Here is a 22,101-nt window from a genome sequence, read left to right as displayed (position 1 = left end):
TGAGATCAACCCCTTGAGGAAGTGATGGCGGATCGGAGGGTCCTGACGGAATGTCAGTTGCTCTTGGGATCGAGGGCGTCACGCAGCCCGTCGCCGAGCAGGTTGAAGGCGAGCACCGTGAGGAAGATCGCCATACCGGGGACCACCATGTACTGGGGGTCCACCTGGTAGTACTTGATCGCGTCGTTGAGCATCCCGCCCCAGGACGCCTGCGGGGCCTGGATGCCGACGCCGAGGAAGCTGAGGCCCGCCTCGAAGAGGATGTTGGTCGGGATCAGCAGGGTCGAGTAGACCAGGATCGGACCGACCAGGTTGGGCAGCAGCTCCTTGAACAGGATGAACGGCCCTCGGGCGCCCAGGCTGCGGGCGGCGTAGACGAACTCGCGCTCGCGCAGCGAGAGGGTCTGGCCGCGCACGATCCGGCCCATGTAGGGCCAGTTGAAGAAGCCGATCACGAAGATCAGCACGCCGATGTGCAGCGGGAGGCCGTGCAGGCCGAACGCGCCGCCCTGGAGCGAGGCGGAGATCGCGATGGCGAAGAGCAGCAGCGGGAAGGCCAGGAAGACGTCCATCACCCGGCTGATCAGGGCATCCACCCAGCCGCCGTAGTAGCCGGCCATCACGCCGAGCACGGTGCCGAGGGTGTTGGAGAGCAGGGTCGCCCCGAAAGCGACGAGCAGCGAGACCCAGGAGCCCTCGATGACGCGGGAGAGCAGGTCACGGCCCTGCAGCGGGTCCACGCCGAGCGGGTGGTCGGCACTCATGCCGCCCCAGTCCCCGAACGGCAGGCCGCCGAGGTTGGCGTCCAGGAGGTCCTGGTTGAGCGCGTCGGGATCCAGGCCGAACACCGACTCGATCGGCTTGGCCAGCACGGCGAGCAGGATGAGCAGGATCACCACGACGCCGCCGGCGACGGCGGCCTTGTCCCGCTTGAAGCGGGTCCAGGCGATCTGGCCGAGCGAGCGGCCCTCGATCTTCTTGGCCGGGCTCGCGGTGGCGGCTGCCTCCGGCGTGTTCCCGGCGGTCTTGATGGGTGCGGTCATGGTCAGTTCGGTCCCCTCGCCGACGGTGGCCGGCCCACGGGTGCCGGTCGCCGGTTCGGCGGTACGGCTGGTGCGGACGTGCGGAAGTACGGGTGCGAGTGTTCAGCGGTGCGACGTGCTCGGGTACTGCGGCCGCGCGGGATGGGCATCACGAGGCTCAAGCGGTCCGCCTGCGCGTTCACCTTCGTGGGGCTCCAAGTACGCGCGGTGCGTTGCGCAGAACTCTCTGCCATCCGAACTGGCTTACGCCAGCCCTGACCACCGACAGATGCCCAACTGTGATCTGTTGGCATGCACCCCCTGACCCGCGGCATATCCGTCTTCACACAGCCGTTACACGCATGTCAAGAGGCTGCACCGAACCGACCGGAGATCCGTCCGGAAACACCGGGACCGACCTGACTGGTCGTCAGGTCGGTCCTGGTGAGGGCTTTGGGCGCATGTACCCGAACTACCCGCCAATGCGCCACGAACACCCGAAGTGCCGGTAGTCGCGGCAGGCGTCCGAACTGCCCGTGGTTGTGACACGAACATCCGAACTGCCGCGATCGTGACACCGGCACCCGAACTGCCCGGAATCGCGGCGCACACCCGGAGTGCGCTGCCGCGGCCGCGTCAGCGCCCGGGGTAGCCCGGCCACGGCTGCTGCGGCGGCGGCTGCTGACCCGGCCACCCCGGACCGGGCGGCTGGGTCCCGTAGCCGTACGCCGGCCCCGTCTGGGAGGCGTAGGGCGGCGGGGGCACCGGCGGGTAGGGCGCCGCCTGCGAACGGCCGTGACCGCCCGCCTCGCGGTCGTAGAACGGCCGCGCGTTGGCCCGCATCCAGAGCGCCACCGGGTCGTACTCGTCCCCCATGGCCACCGTGGAGACGGCCAACCCCTCCGGGGCGACCGCGATCGCGCGCTGCATCAGCGCCCGGACGGCCTCCACCGTGGGCGGGGAGCTCTCGTACAGCTCAAGGCCGATCGCCAGGTACGGCTCGCCCACGGAGGGCTGTACCCAGGCCCGGCGCAGTGCCTTGACCGCCCGCACCTCGACCGCCTGCCGCTCCAGCAGCGCGAAGAACTGCTGGGCCGGCAGCTGCGGTTCACTCAGCTTCAGCGGACCGGCCGGCAGCCGGTCCAGCCCGGCCGCGATCCGCCGCAGGTCCGCCCAGGGCACCCCGACGCCGCCGCCGGGGGCGTGCGGATTCAGCCAGAGGCCCCAGCGGGTGCGATAGAGCGAGGCGGCGATCTCGCGCCCCGAGATCACCTCGTGCGCCCGCGCCCAGCCGGACGCCGCCAGCTGCTCGGGCGAGGTGACGGCCGGCGCGTAGCCGTGGCCGCTGATCTCCATGTTCCCGTACTGGGCGTCCGCACTGCCCGGCGTACCGTGCCAGAGCAGCATCCAGACCTGCCCCGCGGCCAGGGCGTGCAGAAGCGCCTCGTACGCCTCCCAGCGTTCCGGCGCGACCTCGCGCAGGGCGTGCTCCAGCGCTCTCGGATCCGCGCCGGGGCGCCCGGCGGGTGCCTGGCCCCAGGGCCCCGGTGCACCGCCCGCTACCGCTCCCGCACTCATGCGCCCACCTCGCTGCGCCTCTTCTTCTCTCACCTGCCGCCGGCCCGGCGGTCATCTGCAGGCACCCTATGGGGCGCCACCGGCCACCGCCACGCCGACGTGCCCGCCTGGGCCCTCCGACCCGGTGCCGGGCGAGGAGGAACGCGTCACATCCGTGTGTAGAACGGCTGGACCCGGTTGAGCAACCACTCGACCACGGGATCGTCCGCGAGGTCGAGCAGTACGAGGTGGACGCCGCCGGGCAGCGGCGCGGTTCCCAGCGCGCGGCCCAGTGCCTCGTTCACCGCGGCCGGCTCGGCCGGGCCCACCGGGTCGAGCTGGACGCCGACGAACATCACCGTCGGCTCGCCCTCGACGCTGGCCAGCGCCCGCCTGGCGGTCAGTACGCCGGGCAGGGCCGACAGTTCGTACCGGCAGGCGGCCAGGAAGGCCTCCGGGTCCTCGCCCGGCACCGGTTCGCGCAGCGCCACCCGGCCGCCGGTCGGCGCCTGCGGGGCGTCCCAGCGGTCCTCGCGCGGGCCGCGCCGCAGCTCGGCGACGCCCTGCGGCGGCACCGGGATGCCCACCGGCGCGTCCGGGTTCACCGCGATGCCCACGCCCAGCGGCAGCCCGCGGGCGAACTCCCAGACCGGCGCGATCGCGAACGCCGTGCCGGGCACCTGCTGCAGGAACACCTCCTGCGAGGAGAAGACCGGAACGTAGGGGTCCCCGGCCAGCTCGATGGTCGGCAGGTCCAGCGCCTGGCCCTGCGGGTCGCCCCCGGCCGGCAGCGGGATCCACACCTGGCTGCGGGCCAGCACCTCGAACACCCGGGGGGTCGCGCCCGGATCGCCGAGCGCGGCGGTGAGCACCTGCTCCAGCTCGTTCGCCGGCCATCCGCCGCCCGGCGGCGCCTCCTCCGGGCCGCTCCACCCCTGCTGCTGCTCCACCGGGTACCCCATCCGCCGCTGTACCGTCCTCTGCTCGCCGACGCCGAGCAGCCTAGCGGGCCCGCCCCCGGGGCCGCGGGCCGCGCCGCTGCCGGGCGGCCGGGACGGACGGGGGACGACGGCCGGGGTCCCCGCCCGGGGCCCCTCTCCCGTCTTCCGCCGGGACGTGCCATGATGTCCGCGTCTCCGCGTATTCCCGCCGAGGCCCCTAACTCCATACCGGCCGCTCGAACCCGTGCGGGAGAGTCCGGAGTGCCCCGAGAGGTGGTACAGCCGGCGCCGAAGGAGCAAGTCCTCCCCGGAATCTCTCAGGCCCCCCTACCGCACGGGCTAGGCACATCTGGAAAGCGGCGCACGGCCCTGTCGCGCGCCCACCCACGGTGCAAGCCGCCATGCTGTCCTGTTAGCTGTAAAGCGCTGCGGGCCGTGTGCGGTGAAGCTCTCAGGTACGACGACAGATGGGGAGACCCAGCCGCCGCATGCCCGCGCGCAGGCTCGGTCCCCGAGCGGGACCGGTCCGGCGTGCGCACACCTGAGTGCCCAGACCGAGGAGTTCCAGGCCATGTCGTCCCTCCGCCTCACCGCGCTCGACGCGCTGCACCGCGCCCTCGGCGCGACCATGACCGACTTCGCCGGCTGGGACATGCCGCTGCGCTACGGCAGCGAGCGCGAGGAGCACCTCGCCGTCCGCACCAAGGCGGGTCTCTTCGACCTCTCCCACATGGGCGAGATCACCGTGACCGGCCCGCAGGCCGGCGAGATGCTGGACCACGCGCTGGTCGGCTTCGTCTCCGCGCTCGGCGAGCTGCGTGCCCGCTACACCATGATCTGCGCCGAGGACGGCGGCATCCTGGACGACCTGATCGTCTACCGCCTGCGCGAGGACGCCTTCCTGGTCGTCGCCAACGCCTCCAACGCCCAGCTGGTGCTGGACGAGCTGATCGCCCGCGCCAAGGGCTACAACGCCGTCGTGACCGACGACCGCGACACCTACTCGCTGATCGCCGTCCAGGGCCCGGAGTCCACCGCGATCCTGGCCGACACCACCGAGGCGGACCTGCCCGGCCTGAAGTACTACGCGATCCTCCCGGCCCAGGTGGCCGGCCGCGACGTGCTGCTCGCCCGCACCGGTTACACCGGCGAGGACGGCTTCGAGATCTTCTGCAACCCGGGCGACGCCGCGCACGTCTGGACGGCGCTGACCGAGGCCGGCACCGGGCGCGGGCTCGTGCCCTGCGGCCTCTCCTGCCGCGACACGCTGCGCCTGGAGGCCGGCATGCCGCTCTACGGGCACGAGCTGTCCACCGAGCTGACGCCGTTCGACGCCGGTCTCGGCCGGGTGGTCCGCTTCGACAAGACCACCAACGAGGGCGCGTTCATCGGCCGCAGGGCCCTGGAGCAGGCCGCCGCCGCGGCCGAGGCCAACCCGCCGCGGGTGCTGGTCGGCCTGGTCTCCGAGGGCAAGCGCGTCCCGCGCGCCGAGTACACCGTGGTGACCACCGACGGCGAGCCGATCGGCCGGATCACCTCCGGCGCGCCCTCTCCCACCCTGGGCAAGCCGATCGCCATCGCCTACGTGGACGCGGCGCACGCCGCCCCGGGCACCACCGTCGCGGTGGACGTGCGCGGCAAGCACGAGCCGGTGCAGGTCGTGGCGCTGCCGTTCTACAAGCGCGCCCGCTGAGGCCCCGCTCTTCCCGAAGATCCACGTCGAAGCCGTCCGTCCGGCGGCCCGCTTCGTCGTACCCGCTTCCCATCCTGGAGAATGACGTCATGAGCAACCCCCAGCACCTGCAGTACACCAAGGAGCACGAGTGGCTGACCGCCGCCGAGGACGGTGTCTCCACGATCGGGATCACCGCCCACGCGGCCGACGCCCTCGGTGACATCGTCTACGTGCAGCTTCCCGCCGTGGGCGACACCGTGACCGCGGGTGAGACCTGTGGTGAGCTCGAGTCCACCAAGTCGGTCAGCGACCTGTACTCGCCGGTCACCGGTGAGGTCACCGAGGTCAACCAGGACGTCCTGGACGACAACTCGCTGGTCAACAGCGCCCCCTTCGAGGGCGGCTGGCTGTTCAAGGTGCGCGTCGAGGCCACCGATGAGCTGCTGAGCGCCGCCGACTACGACGCCCTCACCAACCCGGCCTGAGTCAGCCGTTCGGGGTGGCCGCAGCGCGGCGGCCACCCCGGCCACCGGGCCTCCTCCGCCCTCCCGTCGCCCACCGCCACCCTTTCCGAGGGCGCGCCACGCGCGGCACCTCCTTCTCTCCTCCCGGGAAGACCACACCATGACGGTTCTCAACCAGTCCCTGCACTCGCTCGACCCGGAGATCGCCGCCGCGGTCGACGCCGAGCTGCACCGCCAGCAGACCACCCTGGAAATGATCGCCTCCGAGAACTTCGCCCCGGTGGCGGTCATGGAGGCCCAGGGTTCGGTGCTGACCAACAAGTACGCCGAGGGTTACCCCGGCCGCCGCTACTACGGCGGCTGCGAGCACGTCGACGTGGTCGAGCAGATCGCGATCGACCGGATCAAGGCCCTGTTCGGCGCCGAGCACGCCAACGTCCAGCCGCACTCCGGCGCGCAGGCCAACGCCGCCGCGATGTTCGCGCTGATCCAGCCGGGCGACACCATCCTGGGCCTGAGCCTGGCCCACGGCGGTCACCTGACCCACGGCATGAAGATCAACTTCTCCGGCAAGCTCTACAACGTGGCCGCGTACCACGTGGACGACAAGACCGGTCAGGTCGACATGGCCGAGGTCGAGCGCCTCGCCAAGGAGCACCAGCCGAAGCTGATCATCGCCGGCTGGTCCGCCTACCCGCGCCAGCTGGACTTCGCCGCGTTCCGCCGGATCGCGGACGAGGTCGGCGCCCTGCTGATGGTCGACATGGCGCACTTCGCCGGCCTGGTCGCCGCGGGCCTGCACCCCAACCCGGTGCCGTACGCGGACGTGGTCACCACCACCACCCACAAGACCCTGGGCGGCCCGCGCGGCGGCGTCATCCTCTGCAAGGCCGAGTGGGCGAAGAAGATCAACTCCGCGGTCTTCCCCGGCCAGCAGGGCGGCCCGCTGGAGCACGTGATCGCCGGCAAGGCCGTCGCCTTCAAGGTCGCCGCCACCGAGGAGTTCAAGGAGCGCCAGCAGCGCACCCTGGACGGCGCCCGGATCCTCGCCGAGCGCCTGCTCCAGGCCGACGTCGCCGAGGCCGGCGCCTCGGTGCTGTCCGGCGGCACCGACGTCCACCTGGTCCTGGTCGACCTGCGCAACAGCCAGCTCGACGGCCAGCAGGCCGAGGACCGTCTGCACGAGGTCGGCATCACGGTCAACCGCAACGCCATCCCGAACGACCCGCGGCCGCCGATGGTCACCTCCGGCCTGCGGATCGGCACCCCGGCGCTGGCCACCCGCGGCTTCGGGGCCGAGGACTTCCGCGAGGTCGCCGACATCATCGCCGAGGCGCTCAAGCCCGCCTTCGACGAGACCGTCGCCGCCGCGCTGAAGGCCCGGGTCACCGCCCTCGCCGAGAAGTACCCGCTCTACCCGAACCTGTGATTCGGCCGTAGGTGACCGGCCTCACCCTGCCTGGTCACCTGGGATTCCGGGGCACCGCGCACACTGGACAGTGCGCGCGGTGCCCCCTTCCGTGTCAGCACCCCGCCTGCAAGTCCTTCCACGAGACCAGACAAGGACGTCCTCCGTGGCCATCAGCGTCTTCGACCTCTTCTCCATCGGCATCGGCCCGTCGAGTTCCCACACCGTCGGCCCGATGCGCGCCGCCCGGATGTTCGCCCGCCGCCTGAAGTCCGAGGACCTGCTGACCGGGGTGGCGGGCGTCCGCGCCGAGCTCTTCGGCTCGCTGGGCGCCACCGGCCACGGCCACGGCACCCCCAAGGCCGTCCTGCTGGGCCTGGAGGGCCACTCGCCCCGCACGGTCGACGTCGACCAGGCCGACCGGGACGTCGAGCGGATCACCGCCGAGAAGCGGATCCGCCTGCTCGGCACCCACCCGATCGACTTCGACCCGGGCAACCAGCTGATCCTGCACCGCCGCCGCTCGCTGCCCTACCACGCCAACGGCATGACCCTCTGGGCCTTCGCCGCCGACGGCAGCACACTGCTGGAGAAGACGTACTACTCGGTCGGCGGCGGCTTCGTCGTCGACGAGGACGCGCTCGGCGCGGACCGCGTGAAGCCCGACGACACCGTGCTGAAGTACCCCTTCCGCACCGGCGACGAACTGCTCCGCCTCAGCCGCGAGACCGGCCTGTCCATCTCCGGCCTGATGCTGGAGAACGAGAAGGCCTGGCGGACCGAGGAGGAGATCCGGACCGGCCTGCTGGAGATCTGGCGCGTCATGCAGGAGTGCGTCCGGGCCGGGATGTCCCGCGAGGGCATCCTCCCCGGCGGTCTCAAGGTCCGCCGCCGCGCCGCCTCGGGCGCCCGTGCGCTGCGCGCCGAGGGCATCGGCCCGGCCAACGCCATGGAGTGGGTGACCCTCTACGCGATGGCCGTCAACGAGGAGAACGCCTCCGGCCGCCGCGTCGTCACCGCCCCCACCAACGGCGCGGCCGGGATCATCCCCGCCGTCCTGCACTACTACCTGAACTTCATCCCCGGCGCGGACGAGGACGGCATCGTCCGCTTCCTGCTCGCCGCCGGCGCGATCGGCATGCTCTTCAAGGAGAACGCCTCCATCTCCGGCGCCGAGGTCGGCTGCCAGGGCGAGGTCGGCTCCGCCTGCTCGATGGCGGCCGGCGGCCTCGCCGAGGTCCTCGGCGGCTCCCCCGAGCAGGTCGAGAACGCCGCCGAGATCGGCATCGAGCACAACCTCGGCCTCACCTGCGACCCGGTCGGCGGCCTGGTCCAGATCCCCTGCATCGAGCGCAACGGCATGGCCTCGGTCAAGGCCGTCACGGCCGCCCGGATGGCCCTGCGCGGCGACGGCCGCCACCACGTCTCCCTCGACAAGGCGATCAAGACCATGAAGGAGACCGGCGCCGACATGAAGATCAAGTACAAGGAGACCTCGCGCGGCGGCCTCGCCGTCAACGTCATCGAGTGCTGACCGCGCCGCCCCTGCCCTCCGCCGCCTGAGCCCCCCTGGGGCCGGGCGGGGGAGTGCTCAGCAGCCCTCGGGGCAGTCGTCCGTGCGTACGATCCGGGCCGCGTCCCAGTCGCTCACGGCCGCCTGCGCTCCCGCGGAACGGTGGACAGCGGCCGACCGGTCCCGCCGCCCTCAGCCGTTGCGGCGGGCGGACTCGTTCTCCTGGGCCAGGCGGCGCAGGGCCAGCAGGGCGGGCTCCAGGAGGACGGTCAGGAGCAGGGCGCGTTCGGCCTGTTCGAGGGCGTCCTCGCTGGTGCGCAGCTGGTCGAGGTCGAGGACGGCGGTGCGCTCGGCGAGTTCGGCGTACGGGAGCAGGGTGCTCCGGTCGATCGGCTCGCCGAGCGAGCGGAGGGTCTCCAGGGTCTCCCCCAGCACCGCCCGGGCCGGCGCGTGCGGCGAGACCTCCCAGCCCAGTTCGCGGATCAGCGCGTCGACCTCCGCCGCGCCGGGGGCGGGGGCCGGTTCGGCCGCGTCGTCGTCCGTCGGCCGGGCGCCGACCGCCAGCCCGAGCACCTGGTGCTGCTCGCCGCCGTGCGTGCCGATCGCGCCCAGCACCTCCTTGGTGGCGCTCACGCTGAGCCCCCGGACCCCGATCAGCGCCCGGACCAGCCGGAGCCGCCGCAGATGGGTCTCGTCGTACTCGGCCTGGGTGGCGGAGGTGGAGCGGCCGGGCGGCAGCAGACCCTCCCGCAGGTAGTACTTGATCGTCGCGATCGGGACTTCGCTGCGACGGCTCAACTCCGAGATGCGCACGGTATTCCGCTTTCCCCTGGCTATTGGATACCCATACTGTCTAACATAGATAGTGCCACTACCCAACAATGGACGGGATCAGCCATGCCCACGCTCCCCTGGATCACCCCGCATCCGGCCACCCCGGGCACGCGGGCCGTCGTGATGGCCTCCCGGTTCGAGGTCCGTTCGCTCGCCGACGTCCCGCGCTTCTTCCTGAAGTCGCTCATCGTCTGGCGTCAGCTCCGGAAGGCGCCCGGTGCCCTCGGCGCCTCGCTGATCGCCCAGCCGACGAAGCGGACCTTCTACACCCTGTCGGCCTGGGAGAGCCAGGACGCCCTCCAGCGGTTCGCCCGCTCCGAGCCGCACCGCTCGGTCATGACCGGCCTGCGCTCCACCATGCGGGAGTCCGTCTTCACCTTCTGGCAGGCCCCGGTCGAGCACCTTCCCGTCCCCTGGCCCGAGGCCCACCGCCGGCTGGCCGAGCAGCAGGCCGAACAGCAGGCCGCGGGCCCGGTCGGCTCCTAGCCGGTCGGGGATCTCCGGCGGCAGGTTCGATGGCCCGGGTGAAGACCGGGACCGGGCGCTTGCCGTCGCCGTACGTGTCGCCGGTCAGGACGACACCGATCGCGTGGACGCCGAGGCCGAGGCACGGAGGGCGGCTCGTCAGTGCCCCGCGACGCCGGGCCCGGCGCGGTGGCAGCGGCGGCGGGGCGCGGTACGGCCCCGGCCGTGGTCGCGCTCCCGGCAGGCGCCGCCGGGGCGGCCGTTCCCGACCGGGCGGCGCGGCTCCACGGGCCAGGGGCGGTCTGGGCAGTGCCGGGCGCGATCGCGGCCGTCGGCCCGCTCCGGGCGCTCGGCCGCCGGGTGGCGGTCGCCGGCGCCGAGCCGGGACAGGCCCAGTTGCCGGAGCAGCCCCAGGAGAGCGGCCGGGCCGAGCACGAACAGGGCGCAGTTGATCAGGATTCGGTGGACGGACAACGTGGCTGCTCTTCTCCGCTGAGGGCTCGGTCGGTACGGGCGGGCCCCTCGGCCGAAGGGCGAGCCCCACTGCACCGCAGGAGCCGTCCCGGCCACCAGCCCTACCGGGGAGTACGGGACGCCGGAACGGCGCCGGGTACCGTGATCAGCGGATTCGGTGCCGCCTGGAACGCCGGACCGGAACGAGGGGGCGCCGGATGAGCGTGGAGACCGATGAATTCGCCGCGATGCTGCGTGAGCTGAAGGACCGTTCGGGCCGTAGTTACGGCACGCTCGCCGCGCGGCTGCACGTCAGTACGTCCACGCTGCACCGCTACTGCAACGGCGCCGCCGTCCCCAACGAGTACGCGCCGGTGGAGCGGCTCGCCCGGGTCTGCGGCGCGAGCGCCGACGAGCTCGTCACGCTGCACCGTCGCTGGATCCTGGCGGACGCGGCCCGGCGCCGGGAGCCGGTCCGGGCGACGCCCCCGGCCGAACCGGCGGTGGAGCCCCGCCCGGCCCCGGCGGCTCCGACGCCCCCGGCCGACGAAACGCCCCCGGCGAGCACCTCGCAGACGCCGCAGACGCCGCACCCCGCCTCGGGCACGCCGGAGCCGCCGGACTCCGTCGACGTGCTGAACTCCGCACACCGCCCCGCCGGCGAACCCCGGCGCCGCAGGCTCCCGTACCCCCGGATCCTGCTGAGCGCGGTGGCCGTGGCCGTCGTCGCCGCCGCGATCCCGCTGCTCGTCCCGACCGGGGGCCACGGCGACACCCCGCGCACGGCCCAGCAGCCCCCGGCCGGTCCGGCCGCGCCGGCCTCCGCCTCCCCCTCCGCACCCGCCACCGCACCCGCCACCGCTCCGGCCTCCGCCACCTCTCCCCCGGCCACCTCGGCGCCGACCCCCACCCCCACCGCGAAGGCCTCGGACGACCCGGCGCCGTTCCACGTCAACGTCCTGACGGACAACTGGGGCAGCCCCTGCGACCAGTGGTTCCTGAGTGCCAAGCCCCCGCGCTCGGTGCCCGCGCCCCCCACCACCAAGCGGACGGACAGCTGGGCCGCCGCCCAGGAGGCCGTCCCCGCCGGGCATCTGCGACTGCAGCTGACCGCGCAGGGCGAGAGCGCCACACCGGTCGTCCTGCACGCCCTCTACGTGCAGGTGGTCAGCACCCGCCCGGCCCCGAAGGGGAACGCCTACACGATGGGCTCCGGCTGCGGCGGCAGCATCACCCCGGCGGCCTTCTCGGTCGACCTCGACGCGGCGGCTCCCCGGCCGGTGCCGGTCCCGGCCCAGGAGGGCGAGGTCAAGTCCCGGACCACCTCGAACTTCCCCTACACCGTCTCGGCCTCCGACCCCCAGGTGCTGAACATCGACGCCGGTACCGCCGGGCAGGACGTCGGCTGGACGCTGGAGCTGGTGTGGAGCAGCGGCGACCGCCAGGGCGTCCTGCCCGTCAACGACCACGGCAAGCCCTTCCGCACCGTGGGCATGAAGGGCGCGCCGAGCTACTTCTACCAGGACGAGCGCACGGGCTGGGCGCCCGACCGGTCCGGGGGCTGACCCCCCCGGACTCCCCGTTCCCCGACTCCCCGGCTCCCCCGTTCCCCGGCCCCACGTGCGAGAACGACGAAGGCCGGCGCCCCACTCCGGGGCGCCGGCCTTCGTCGTCGAGCGGGAGATCAGGCGGCCAGCTCGGCCTGCTCCGCCGGGGCCTCGGCGGGGTCGGCCTTCTTGTCCCGCATGACCAGGGTGGCGACGACGGCGGCCGCGAGGACTCCGACCGCGCTGATGGTGAAGGTGGTCGACATCGAGGAGGTGAAGGCCTCCCGGGCGGTGTGGACCAGGGTGGCGTCCCCGTTGGAGAGGGCCAGGGCCTCGCCGATCGAGCGCTTGGCCTGCTCGGAGCTGTCGGCGGGCATCTCGTGGGCGAACCGGCTGGAGAGCAGGGAGCCGAGGATGGCGATGCCGAGCGCGGTGCCGGCCTGCTGGATGGTGTCGTTCAGGGCGGATCCGACGCCCGCCTTGTCGGTGGGGATGGTGCCCATCAGGGCGCCGACGGCGGCCGGCATCGCCAGGCCGGCGCCGAGACCGAGCAGGCCGAGGGCGACGGCCGGGACGGTGAAGCCGCTGTCGGCGGTGACGGTGGTCAGCAGGCCGAAGGCGGCGGCCATGACCAGCATGCCGGCCAGGACGAGGGGGCGGTTGCCGATCTTCGCGACGAGCCCGGCGCCGGCGCCGTTGCCGATCAGCGCGGCGACGGCCAGCGGCAGGAAGGCGAGGCCCGCCTTGATCGGCGAGTAGCCGAGGACGAACTGCAGGTACTGGGTGAGGACGAGCAGCAGACCGCCGTTGCCGATCTGGACGAGGGTCAGCGAGAGCGAGCCGCCGCTGAAGTTGCGGTGCTTGAACAGGACGAGCGGGACCATCGGCGCGGAGGTGACGTTCTCCCAGACCACGAACCCGACGAGGGCGAGGACGGCGACGATCAGGGTGACGAGGGAGCGGCCGCCGAAGGCGCCGTGCTGCGGGATCTCGATGATCCACCAGATCAGGGCGGTCATGCCGGCGGCGGACAGCACCGCGCCCAGCGGGTCGGCCTTCTGCCAGGGGCCCTTCGACTCCGGCATGAGGGTCAGACCGGCGATGACGGCGAGGGCGACGACCGGGACGTTGAGGAAGAAGATCGAGTGCCAGGAGAAGTGGTCGATCAGGACGCCGCCGAGCACCGGGCTGCCGACCAGGCCGAGCATCGACACCGAGCCCCAGGCCGCCATCGCCTTGCCGCGCTCGTCCTCCTCGAAGACGGTGATCAGGATGGAGAGGGTGGACGGCATGATCAGCGCACCGCCGACACCCATCGTGATGCGGGCCGCGATGACCTCACCGGGGTTGGTGCAGTAGGTCGCGGCCAGCGAGGCGGCGCCGAACAACAGCAGGCCGATGATCATCACCTTGCGGCGGCCGAAGCGGTCACCGAGGCTGCCCGAGGTGAGCAGGAGTCCGGCGAACACCAGGACGTAGGAGTCCAGGATCCACTGGATGTCCTGGGTACCGGCGCCGATGTCCTCCGTCATGGACGGGACGGCGACGGTGAGCGCCATGCTGTCGATGACCAGGACCAGCGTGCTGAGGCAGAGCACGACGAGGATCCACCAACGACGTGGGTTGCGGGTTTCCATGGGTTGTCCCCTCCGAGATGCGCACGCTGTTCGTTCGCTGCGCACGCTGTTCGTTCGCTGCGCACACTGTACGAAGCACGGAACAGTGTGCGCAACTCATTGCACCTGTACGCTGGATGCGCACGGCGTACGCAGGACACATGTGAAGAGGAGGACCTCATGGCCGCCAAGGCGAACCCGATCCCGTCCGTATGGGCGCGACAGCAGCGCGAGACCGAGCAGCCGGCGCTCAGCCGGGCCGCGATCGTCCGCGAGGCGGTCGCCGTACTGGACGCCGACGGCATCGAGGCGCTCAGCATGCGCAAGCTCGGCGCCCGCCTGAACGCGGGTGCGACCTCCCTCTACCGGCACGTGGCCACCAAGGACGAGCTGATGGAACTCGCGGTGGACGAGGTCTTCGGCGAGATGGTCGCCCCGCTCGCCGACGGCCCCGACTGGCGGGCGGCCGTCACCGCCGCCGCCGAGTCCTTCCGCGCGACCACGCTGCGGCACCGCTGGCTGGCCTCGGTCATCGGCCAGGCCGGGCTCGCCTACCTGGGGCCCAATCTGATGACCTACTCCGAGCGCATGGCCGCCCTGTTCGCCGCCGCCGGCTTCCCCGAGCCGAGCCGAGCCATCGACGCCGTCCTCTCCTACGCCATCGGGATGAGCACGACGGAGGCGGCCTGGCTGACCACGGTCGCGCGCTCCGGCCAGACCGAGGCCGACTTCATCGCCGGCCTGATGCCCACCGCACAGGCGGCCGTGTCCGGCAGCGAGCACCTCGCCTCCGCGTACGACGCCGTGGTGGGCGTCGACCCGCAGGGGCTGCGCGACACGAAGTTCCGCTACGGCCTGGACGTCATGCTGGACGGCCTGGCCCTGCGCCTGCCGGGGGCCGCCGAGCCGAGGGCCTGACCCCTACGAGAGCGGGCGGGCCGACGCCCGCGCCCTGCACCCCAGCGGCACCGTGTGGTCGGAACAGCCGTGCACGGCGCGGGAGACGGCCCCACCGGCACTGCTGGCGAGAAGTATTGACACCTCGATTGTTAGCGTTAACACTCGTGCAACAAGCGGGACCGAGGGCATGACCACCGGGACGCGACGACCGTGACGCGAGCGCGCGAAAACGGCCCGCATCGCCGTGCGGTGCCTCCGACGCTGTCCATCGGCCCCGATCCCCGCCCCCACTTCTCCCGCTCACGGACCATGGAGTTCGCCATGCCGGCCCACCCCTTCAGTCGCCGTGCCGTGATCAGGGCGACCGGCGTCGCGGCCGCGGCCGCAGCCGCCGGCCCCGCCCTCGGCACCGCCTCTGCCGCCGCAGCCACCTCCGCCTCCACCTCCGCCCCCGCGCAGGACGCCCTGGCGCAGACCGCCCTGGCACAGGCCGCCCCGGCCAGGTCCGACCTCGGGGTGTCGACGTTCCCGTTCGACCTCGGTCAGGTCCGGCTCACCAGCAGCCGGTGGCTCGACAACCAGAACCGCACCCTGGCCTACCTCCGCTTCGTCGACGTCGACCGCCTGCTGTACAACTTCCGCGCCAACCACCGGCTCTCCACCAACGCCGCGGCCGCGAACGGAGGCTGGGACGACCCGGCGTTCCCCTTCCGCACCCACGCGCAGGGCCACTTCCTCTCGGCGTGGGCCCAGGCCGCCGCCGCACTCGGGGACACCACCTGCCGCGACAAGGCCAACCAGATGGTGGCCGAACTCGCCAAGTGCCAGGCCAACAACGCCGCCGCGGGCTTCTCCGCCGGCTACCTCTCGGGCTTCCCCGAGGCCGACTTCACCAACCTCGAAGCGGGCAGGCTGAGCAACGGCAACGTCCCGTACTACTGCGTCCACAAGACCATGGCCGGTCTGCTCGACGTGTGGCGCCTGCTGGACAACACCCAGGCCCGCGACGTGCTCCTCGCGCTCGCCGGCTGGGTCGACCTGCGCACCGCCGCGCTCGGCTACAGCACGATGCAGTCCATGCTGCGCACCGAGTTCGGCGGCATGAACGAGGTACTGGCCGACCTCTACCAGCAGACCGGCGACGCCCGTTGGCTGACCGCCGCTCAGCGGTTCGACCACGCCGCGGTCTTCGACCCGCTCGCCGCGAACCTGGACCAGCTCAACGGCATCCACGCCAACACGCAGGTGCCCAAGTGGATCGGAGCCGTCCGCGAGTACAAGGCCACCGGGACGACCCGCTACCGCGACATCGCCGCCAACGCCTGGGCGATCACCACCGGCTCGCACACCTACGCCATCGGCGGCAACAGCCAGGCGGAGCACTTCCGGGCCGCGAACGCCATCTCCGGCTACCTCACCGACGACACCTGCGAGCTCTGCAACTCCTACAACATGCTCAAGCTGACCCGGGAGCTGTGGCAGCTGAACCCCGACCGGGCCGCGTACTTCGACTTCTACGAGAAGGCGCTGCTCAACCACGTCATCGGCGCCCAGAACCCGGCCGACCCGCACGGCCACATCACCTACTTCAGCTCCCTCAACCCGGGCGGCCGCCGGGGCAAGGGCCCGGCCTGGGGCGGCGGCACCTGGAGCACCGACTACGGCACGTTCTGGTGCTGCCAGGGAACGGGTATCGAGTCCAACACCAAGCTGATGGACTCGATCTACTTCCACGACGGCACCACCCTCACGGTGAACCTGTTCTTCCCGTCCGTCCTGGACTGGACCCAGCGGGGCATCACCGTCACCCAGACCACCGCGTTCCCGGCCGAGGACACCACGACGCTCAAGGTCACCGGCAGCGTCGGCGGGACGTGGTCCATGCGTGTCCGCATCCCCGGCTGGACCTCGGGCGCCACGATCAGCGTCAACGGCGTCGCGCAGAGCGTCGCGGCCACCCCGGGCACGTACGCCACCCTCACCCGGTCCTGGTCCACCGGCGACACCGTCACCGTGAAGCTCCCGATGCGGGTGGCCCTCCAGGCCGCCAACGACAGCCCGGGCGTCGCGGCGATCACGTACGGCCCCGCCGTCCTGGCCGGCAACTACGGCAGCACCGCGCTGTCCTCCCTGCCGACCCTGGACGCCGCCACGATCACCCGGACCAGCGGCACCGCGCTCGCCTTCACGGCCACCGCGAACGGAGCGACGGTCAACCTCGGCCCGTTCTACGACGCCCAGGGCTTCAACTACACCGCCTACTGGCGGACCGACAGTTCGAGCTTCCGGCTCGTCAACGCGGTCAGTGGGCAGGTCCTCGGCATCCAGAACATGTCCACCGCCGACGGCGGCCTCGCCCTGCAGTGGCCGGACACCGGCACCGCCGACCACAACTGGGTCCTGGTCGTCGACGGCACCGCACTGCGGCTGCGCAACGTCAACAGCGGCAAGGTCCTCGGCGTGAAGGACATGTCCACCGCCGACAACGCCGCGATCCTCCAGTGGGGCGACACCGGCACCGCCGACCACCGGTGGACCGTGGTGGACGCGGGCAACGGCTACCACAAGTTCCAGAACGTCCACACCGGCAAGCTGCTCGGCATCGAAGGCGGCTCCACCGCCAACGGCGCCTTCGCCGTACAGCTGCCCGACAGCGGCGCCGCCGCCGGACAGTGGCAGTTCGCCCCCGTCGGTGCCAGGCGCATCCAGAACGTGGCCAGCGGGCTCGTCCTCGGCGTCCAGAACATGTCCACCGCCGACGGCGGCCTCGCCCTCCAGTGGGACGACACCGGCACCGCCGACCACCTCTGGACGGCCGTCCTCGACACCGGCGGCTACCTGCGGCTGCGCAACTCCAACAGCGGCAAGGTCCTCGCCGTGGAGAACGGCGGCACCGCCAACGGCGCCCGGATCGTCCAGTGGGCGGACAACGGCACGGCGGACCACCGCTGGCGCCTGCGCCACGGGGGCGGCGACACCTTCAGGATCCAGTGTGCCAACAGCGGCCGCGTCCTCGGCATCTCCGGTGCCTCCACCACCCGGGGAGCACAGGCCGTCCTCTGGGACGACAACGGCACCAGCGACCACCTGTGGCGGTTCATCTGATCCGGCGGCGAGTCGCGCGATCGCCACGGGGTCGTCGCGGCGACGCGTAGGAGGTCTCGCCGACGCGGCCCGCCGACTGGCGGCGTGAAGGCATCCGGGACGAGAGCGGCAGGCCCCCGCGGCCGCTCTCGTCCCAGCCGGGGCTCAGAGCCGGTGGCATCCCACTCCTGACCGCGCGGACCGGATGGCTTCGCTCCCTGTGCCACACGGCGGCACAGGGAGGCACACCGCGACTACGCTGGATTCGTGACCGTGCAGCCGGAGATCACCCAACGAGATCTGCGAAGCAGGTCGAAGGAGATCATGGACGCCGTTCAGGCAGGCCACTCCTTCACCCTCACCCGCGACGGACACCGGATCGGCGAACTGATCCCGCTGCGCAGGCGGCGGCGGTTCGTCCCCCGCAGCGAGTTCGCGGCCATGTCACGGAGCGCCCCGGACATCTCCCTCGCTGTCTTCCGCACCGACCAGGACACCCTGGCCGACCAGCAGACGGACGACCCCTACGGCCGGTGAGTTCCAGCAGGAATCCTCGACACCAATCATGTATGGCGCCGCCAGGAACACAGCCCGGAACGCAATCGCCTACCTCAGGCGCGAGGGGTACGCCTTCACCGTGGCGCGACGCGGCAGCTACGTGAAGGATCGGACGAAGGACTAGCCCCGCCCCTGCGAACCGGGGCGGGGCCGTTTCGATGGGTGACTCAGCGGGACTGCGGAACGACGAACCCTCGCGTCGGACCGCCCTGTCCGGGCCGACGGGACCGGCCTCTGATTACCGTCAGCGCCTGGTCCGTGATGTCCCGTCGGGTCACGAGGTTGGTGCCGTCCCAGCAGGCCCCGCAGCACCCCGCACCGAACGGCGGACACGATCGAGGCCGAGATCTGCCGGCTGCGACGCGAGCGCAAGCTCGGCCCCGCCCGGATCGGACCGATCCTCGGCATTCCGCCCTCCACCGTCCACCGGGTCGTTACCCGGCACGGAATGAACCGGCTGCGATGGATGGACCGGCCCACCGGACAGGTCATCCGCCGCTACGAACGCGAGCGCCCCGGCGAACTGGTCCACGTCGACATCAAGAAGCTCGGCAACATCCCCGACGGAGGTGGCCACCGCGTCATGGACCGCCAGGCCGGCGAGAGCAACCGGTACGCCACCACCGGCCTGCGGACCCCGAGCGGGACACCGAGGATCGGCTACAGCCACATCCACATCGCCGTCGACGACCACACCCGCCTCGCCTACAGCGAGATCCTCCCCGACGAACGCAAGGAGACCGCGGTCGGGTTCTGGCAGCGGGCCGAGCGGTTCTTCGCCGAGCTGGGCATCACCGTCGAACGCGTCCTGACCGACAACGGCTCCTGTTACAAGTCGCACCTGTGGCGCGACACCCTGCGGGCATCAGGCATCGCACACAAACGCACCCACCCCTACCGCCCGCAGACCAACGGCAAGGTCGAGCGCTTCAAGTGCCCCCTCCTCGACGAGTGGGCCTACCGACGGCCCTACACGAGCAACCAGGAACGAGCCCAAGCACTCCCCGACTTCCTCCACGCCTACAACTACCATCGCTGCCACACCGCACTCGGAGGCCAACCCCCGATCACCCGCGTCAACAACCCTGCGGGTCAATACAACTAGCGGGCCAGGCTGGGAACTTTCGAAGCACCCTGCCCGGCCAGCCAGGACACGCCCACAGTGGCACGAATGATGAGCGGCTCCTCACCGATCAGTCGAGTTGACGTAGCAGGGCCAAGTCGCGCTCGTGGGCTTCCGGAAGTTCGTAGCCACGATGCATCGCCACCTGAGTCTGTGCCGACACGCAGGCAACCGGCCTGCCATCAATGACACCGCGTCCTTCCATAGAGCCCGCATCGAACGTCCAGGGAACGTCACACAATGGGACGCCGACGCCCGCCTGCACCTCGATCACGTGGACGTCCAACTCCACGCCCTCCGCTGTTCCCGCTACAAAGGCGGTCGGCCGGGTGCTTCCGTCCACCTCGACCCATCGGTTCTCGGCCTCCCACACCCGCTGGACTCCGAAGCCGTGATCGCGGAATACCTCGTCGAGGAGAGGTAGGTCTTCACAGAGCACCAGTACGTCCAGGTCGTGGTGCTCTCGCGTCTGCGCGCCGAGCAGCGCATCGACTCCCCAGCCACCCATGACCCAGCACCGGATACCCCTCCCGCGAAGCACTTCATAGAGATCTGCGGCAGCCTGTGCGCTCAAGTTCACCAGGCCAAGTCTGCCTCGAACTGGTGCGGCTCCGACACACTCTCGCGTCACGCAAGACGATCTACCGAATCCGACCTCGACCCGAGGGCAAACCCCGACCTGATGATCGCAGCGGGCCTCGACAAGCTTCTGGCCGTCGTGCCGGTCACCGGGCCCCAGGTACTCCACGATCGCTGATACGCAAGCCTCCGCTCCGCCTGTCAGAGCGTGGGCTACTCCGGCTTGAGCTCGAACCAGACGATCTTGCCGATGCGGCCCGGGCCCCTGGGGTGGGCGCCCCAGGAGGCGGCGAGGGCCGCGACCAGTTCCAGGCCGCGGCCGCTCTCGTCCTCGGGGCCGGCCCGGCGGGGCTCGGGGAGGTCCGGATTGGCGTCGGCGACCTCGACCCGGAGCACGCCGCACCCCGTAACGGCGAACCGGACGCCGATGAGGCGGTCGCGTGGGGCGCGGGCGTGGCGGCAGGCGTTGGTGACCAGCTCACTGAGGAGGAGCAGAGCGGTCTCGATGGCGTCGTCGGGGACGCGCCAGGCGTAGGCCTGCCGTAGGAGTTGCACGCGGGCACGGCCGACACTGCGGGGGTGCCGGGGGAACATCCACTCGATGTCGGCGGGCTGAGTGATCATCAGTGTCCTTGGCGTGGGGAGGCCTTGGCGTCACCCACAGGAGCGGAGATCGGCCATTTCACGTTCCGAGAATCGGCGACCAGGCATAACCTCAGGAGTTACTCCAGGGGTACAGAGAGCTGTGACTCGCTGGTTGACCGTGAAATGGGGGGTCCAGCGATGAGCGCACCTACGCAGCCGCCGATGGCCTGGAGGTACTGCGGAGACCAGATCAAGCGGTGGCGCGCTCAAGCGGGCGTGACGAGGGAGCAGTTGAGCACGGCGGCCAGCTACGACATCGAGAGCGTTCGATCGATGGAAGCGGGGCGACGGAAGCCCTCGTTCAAACTGCTCGCGACAGCAGATGAGCTGTGCGGTGCGAGGGGGATCCTTCTCGGGGCATACGAGTTCTTGATCCCGGAACGACCCCCCACCAGGACAGACGCATACAGAACGGTGGAAGACGACGCCGTCGCCCTGTACTCGTATGAGCCCCTCTACATCCCGGGCCTGCTACAAACAGAGGAGTATGCGCGGGCAACTCTGAGCTACACGATCCCACCGGTGGACGACCAGACCATCGAGGACCGCATCACCGCCCGGATGGGTCGACAGGCCAAGCTGGCCCGGCCGACCGTGCTGTTCAGTTTCGTGATCTACGAGGCGGCTCTCAACACCCGCATGGGTGGGAGCCAGACGATGAAGCGACAGTTTCATCACCTCCTGGAGGTAAGGCAGCAGCGCAACGTGCGCATTCAGATCCTGACCTTCGAGCACGGGCCTCCGTCTTGCCTCTCCGGATCAATGGTCCTCATGGAGACGGTCAATCACGAACATTTCGCCTATGTGGAGACCCACGAAACGAACGCACTTCACTCAGATCCCAAAATCGTCAGCATGCTCAGCCAGCGGCAGGCGATGATCCGCGCGCAAGCCCTCAGCGCCGAGGATTCCGCAGAGTTCATCAGGAAGGCGGCAGAGCAGCTATGAGCAGCACCCGCATGTGGCATCGGTCCAGTTACAGCGACTACGAGGGCGGCAACTGCGTCGAGGTGGCCGCCTCCACCCTCGCCATCCACGTCCGGGACTCCAAGGACAAGACCGGCCCGCAGCTCTGCTTCTCCCCCGACGCCTGGGCCGCGTTCCTCGCCTTCGCGGCCGAAGCTCAGGTCTCGGCGGTCGAGTGACCTCCTAGAGGAACGGGTGGGTGAACACCCCCCACCCACCCTCCCAAGTGCCGCCACAGCCAGCCCGTATGACTAATCGTCACTGGCGCCACAGTCCGCACACGCCGTGTAGCGTGCGCACCAACGAATCAACCCCCGCCGGTGCGCCAACACCGAACGGGGGTCTGACCAGCACGATCGAAAAGGACTCGATCCTGTGGCTATCCACGACTTTAGCGCTGCCCTGCCCCCGATGGCCTCCCCTGGCTACGGAAAGCAGTCCGCGCCGGGCCAAAAGCCCCGCCGCGTCGACGACTTCGCGCACCTGCCCGCCCGTGAGGCCTACCTGGCGAGCCTGCCGGACCGGCTGCCCGACGGTGCCGCGATGGACGCCAAGACCCTCGCCCGCGAGCAGCCCCACTACGGCCAGCAGGCCGTCCGCACCGCGCTCAACACCCTCTCCACCGCCGGCCACCTGCGCCGCGTCCGTGAGCGCGTCGACGGCGACCGCACGCAGTGGGTGTTCCGCACCTACTTCTCCCGCACACCCCGGGACGACGCCTGGTGGTCCCGCTTCCTGACCGGCGGCGGCA

The 22,101-nt window shown here is 71.2% G+C and carries 19 protein-coding genes, 1 pseudogene and 1 riboswitch; of the genes and pseudogenes, 12 read left to right on the top strand and 8 right to left on the bottom strand.

All coding sequences use genetic code 11. From position 1 onward, the window contains the following. Positions 1–53: 53 nt before the first annotated feature. The 3 genes from AB0J08_RS24835 to AB0J08_RS24825 all read right to left on the bottom strand — a co-directional run bounded on the left by AB0J08_RS24835 (position 54) and on the right by AB0J08_RS24825 (position 3,541). Entirely contained in the window at positions 54–1,043 is a 990-nt protein-coding gene (locus tag AB0J08_RS24835; protein ID WP_360638302.1) for an ABC transporter permease, read from the bottom strand. Between the two features lie 615 nt (positions 1,044–1,658). Then, positions 1,659–2,600, bottom strand: coding sequence for an enhanced serine sensitivity protein SseB C-terminal domain-containing protein (locus AB0J08_RS24830; protein WP_360638299.1), 942 nt, complete (start codon positions 2,598–2,600; stop codon positions 1,659–1,661). Between the two features lie 146 nt (positions 2,601–2,746). Continuing rightward, entirely contained in the window at positions 2,747–3,541 is a 795-nt protein-coding gene (locus tag AB0J08_RS24825; protein ID WP_360638296.1) for an enhanced serine sensitivity protein SseB, read from the bottom strand. A gap of 216 nt (positions 3,542–3,757) precedes the next feature. Continuing rightward, a riboswitch (glycine riboswitch) is annotated at positions 3,758–3,863 on the top strand. A 228-nt stretch (positions 3,864–4,091) separates the two neighbouring features. Between AB0J08_RS24825 and gcvT the strand changes: the two genes are divergently transcribed. The 4 genes from gcvT to AB0J08_RS24805 all read left to right on the top strand — a co-directional run bounded on the left by gcvT (position 4,092) and on the right by AB0J08_RS24805 (position 8,601). Beyond that, the gene (gene gcvT / locus AB0J08_RS24820; RefSeq protein WP_360638293.1) at positions 4,092–5,213 is read left to right on the top strand and encodes a glycine cleavage system aminomethyltransferase GcvT; all 1,122 of its coding nucleotides are present in this window, start codon (positions 4,092–4,094) and stop codon (positions 5,211–5,213) included. A gap of 89 nt (positions 5,214–5,302) precedes the next feature. Then, positions 5,303–5,680 (top strand): glycine cleavage system protein GcvH, encoded by a 378-nt coding sequence (gcvH, locus tag AB0J08_RS24815; RefSeq protein ID WP_360638290.1) that lies wholly within the window; start codon positions 5,303–5,305, stop codon positions 5,678–5,680. A 139-nt stretch (positions 5,681–5,819) separates the two neighbouring features. After that, the gene (glyA, locus tag AB0J08_RS24810) at positions 5,820–7,088 is read left to right on the top strand and encodes a serine hydroxymethyltransferase (RefSeq protein ID WP_360638286.1); all 1,269 of its coding nucleotides are present in this window, start codon (positions 5,820–5,822) and stop codon (positions 7,086–7,088) included. A 145-nt stretch (positions 7,089–7,233) separates the two neighbouring features. Then, positions 7,234–8,601 carry an L-serine ammonia-lyase gene (locus AB0J08_RS24805; protein WP_360638283.1) on the top strand — a complete coding sequence of 456 codons (1,368 nt, stop codon included), beginning with the start codon at positions 7,234–7,236 and terminating at the stop codon, positions 8,599–8,601. A gap of 171 nt (positions 8,602–8,772) precedes the next feature. Here AB0J08_RS24805 and AB0J08_RS24800 read toward each other — a convergent pair whose 3' ends face one another. Then, positions 8,773–9,393, bottom strand: a complete 621-nt coding sequence (locus tag AB0J08_RS24800) for a MerR family transcriptional regulator (RefSeq protein ID WP_360638280.1) — start codon at positions 9,391–9,393, stop codon at positions 8,773–8,775. A gap of 84 nt (positions 9,394–9,477) precedes the next feature. On the opposite strand from AB0J08_RS24800, the gene AB0J08_RS24795 reads away from it, so the two are divergent. Further along, complete coding sequence (locus tag AB0J08_RS24795) at positions 9,478–9,900, top strand: DUF3291 domain-containing protein (protein WP_360638277.1); 423 nt, start codon at positions 9,478–9,480, stop codon at positions 9,898–9,900. A 138-nt stretch (positions 9,901–10,038) separates the two neighbouring features. On the opposite strand, the gene AB0J08_RS24790 is transcribed toward AB0J08_RS24795, so the two are convergent. Then, complete coding sequence (locus AB0J08_RS24790) at positions 10,039–10,353, bottom strand: hypothetical protein (protein WP_360638274.1); 315 nt, start codon at positions 10,351–10,353, stop codon at positions 10,039–10,041. A gap of 197 nt (positions 10,354–10,550) precedes the next feature. Between AB0J08_RS24790 and AB0J08_RS24785 the strand changes: the two genes are divergently transcribed. Then, positions 10,551–11,897, top strand: coding sequence for a helix-turn-helix transcriptional regulator (locus tag AB0J08_RS24785; protein ID WP_360638271.1), 1,347 nt, complete (start codon positions 10,551–10,553; stop codon positions 11,895–11,897). A 119-nt stretch (positions 11,898–12,016) separates the two neighbouring features. Here AB0J08_RS24785 and AB0J08_RS24780 read toward each other — a convergent pair whose 3' ends face one another. Continuing rightward, positions 12,017–13,516, bottom strand: a complete 1,500-nt coding sequence (locus tag AB0J08_RS24780) for an MFS transporter (RefSeq protein ID WP_360638268.1) — start codon at positions 13,514–13,516, stop codon at positions 12,017–12,019. Between the two features lie 159 nt (positions 13,517–13,675). On the opposite strand from AB0J08_RS24780, the gene AB0J08_RS24775 reads away from it, so the two are divergent. The 4 genes and pseudogenes from AB0J08_RS24775 to AB0J08_RS24760 form a co-directional block, all read left to right on the top strand. Next, positions 13,676–14,413: a TetR/AcrR family transcriptional regulator C-terminal domain-containing protein gene (locus tag AB0J08_RS24775; RefSeq protein ID WP_360638265.1), complete on the top strand. Its 738-nt coding sequence runs from the start codon at positions 13,676–13,678 to the stop codon at positions 14,411–14,413. Between the two features lie 303 nt (positions 14,414–14,716). Next, a complete protein-coding gene (locus AB0J08_RS24770) occupies positions 14,717–17,500 on the top strand; it encodes a beta-L-arabinofuranosidase domain-containing protein (protein ID WP_360638262.1) in 2,784 nt (927 codons plus the stop codon). Between the two features lie 246 nt (positions 17,501–17,746). Next, positions 17,747–18,016: a prevent-host-death protein gene (locus AB0J08_RS24765; RefSeq protein WP_360638258.1), complete on the top strand. Its 270-nt coding sequence runs from the start codon at positions 17,747–17,749 to the stop codon at positions 18,014–18,016. A gap of 304 nt (positions 18,017–18,320) precedes the next feature. Then, positions 18,321–19,142: pseudogene (locus AB0J08_RS24760) on the top strand (IS481 family transposase); the annotation flags it as partial. Between the two features lie 88 nt (positions 19,143–19,230). Here AB0J08_RS24760 and AB0J08_RS24755 read toward each other — a convergent pair. Both AB0J08_RS24755 and AB0J08_RS24750 read right to left on the bottom strand, forming a co-directional pair. Then, a complete protein-coding gene (locus tag AB0J08_RS24755) occupies positions 19,231–19,740 on the bottom strand; it encodes a hypothetical protein (RefSeq protein WP_360638255.1) in 510 nt (169 codons plus the stop codon). Positions 19,741–19,952: 212 nt separating this feature from the next. Then, entirely contained in the window at positions 19,953–20,363 is a 411-nt protein-coding gene (locus AB0J08_RS24750) for an ATP-binding protein (RefSeq protein WP_360638252.1), read from the bottom strand. 183 nt (positions 20,364–20,546) lie between these two features. On the opposite strand from AB0J08_RS24750, the gene AB0J08_RS24745 reads away from it, so the two are divergent. Continuing rightward, the gene (locus tag AB0J08_RS24745; protein ID WP_360638249.1) at positions 20,547–21,332 is read left to right on the top strand and encodes a helix-turn-helix transcriptional regulator; all 786 of its coding nucleotides are present in this window, start codon (positions 20,547–20,549) and stop codon (positions 21,330–21,332) included. Then, the gene (locus AB0J08_RS24740) at positions 21,329–21,529 is read left to right on the top strand and encodes a DUF397 domain-containing protein (protein ID WP_360638246.1); all 201 of its coding nucleotides are present in this window, start codon (positions 21,329–21,331) and stop codon (positions 21,527–21,529) included. The genes AB0J08_RS24745 and AB0J08_RS24740 overlap by 4 nt, the downstream gene beginning before the upstream one ends. Positions 21,530–22,101 lie beyond the last annotated feature (572 nt).

The organism is Kitasatospora sp. NPDC050463 (assembly GCF_040655255.1).
Classification (GTDB): Bacteria; Actinomycetota; Actinomycetes; order Streptomycetales; family Streptomycetaceae; genus Kitasatospora.
The sequence above is the reverse complement of the archived record's forward strand: the minus strand, read 5'-3'. Positions and strand labels throughout refer to the sequence as shown.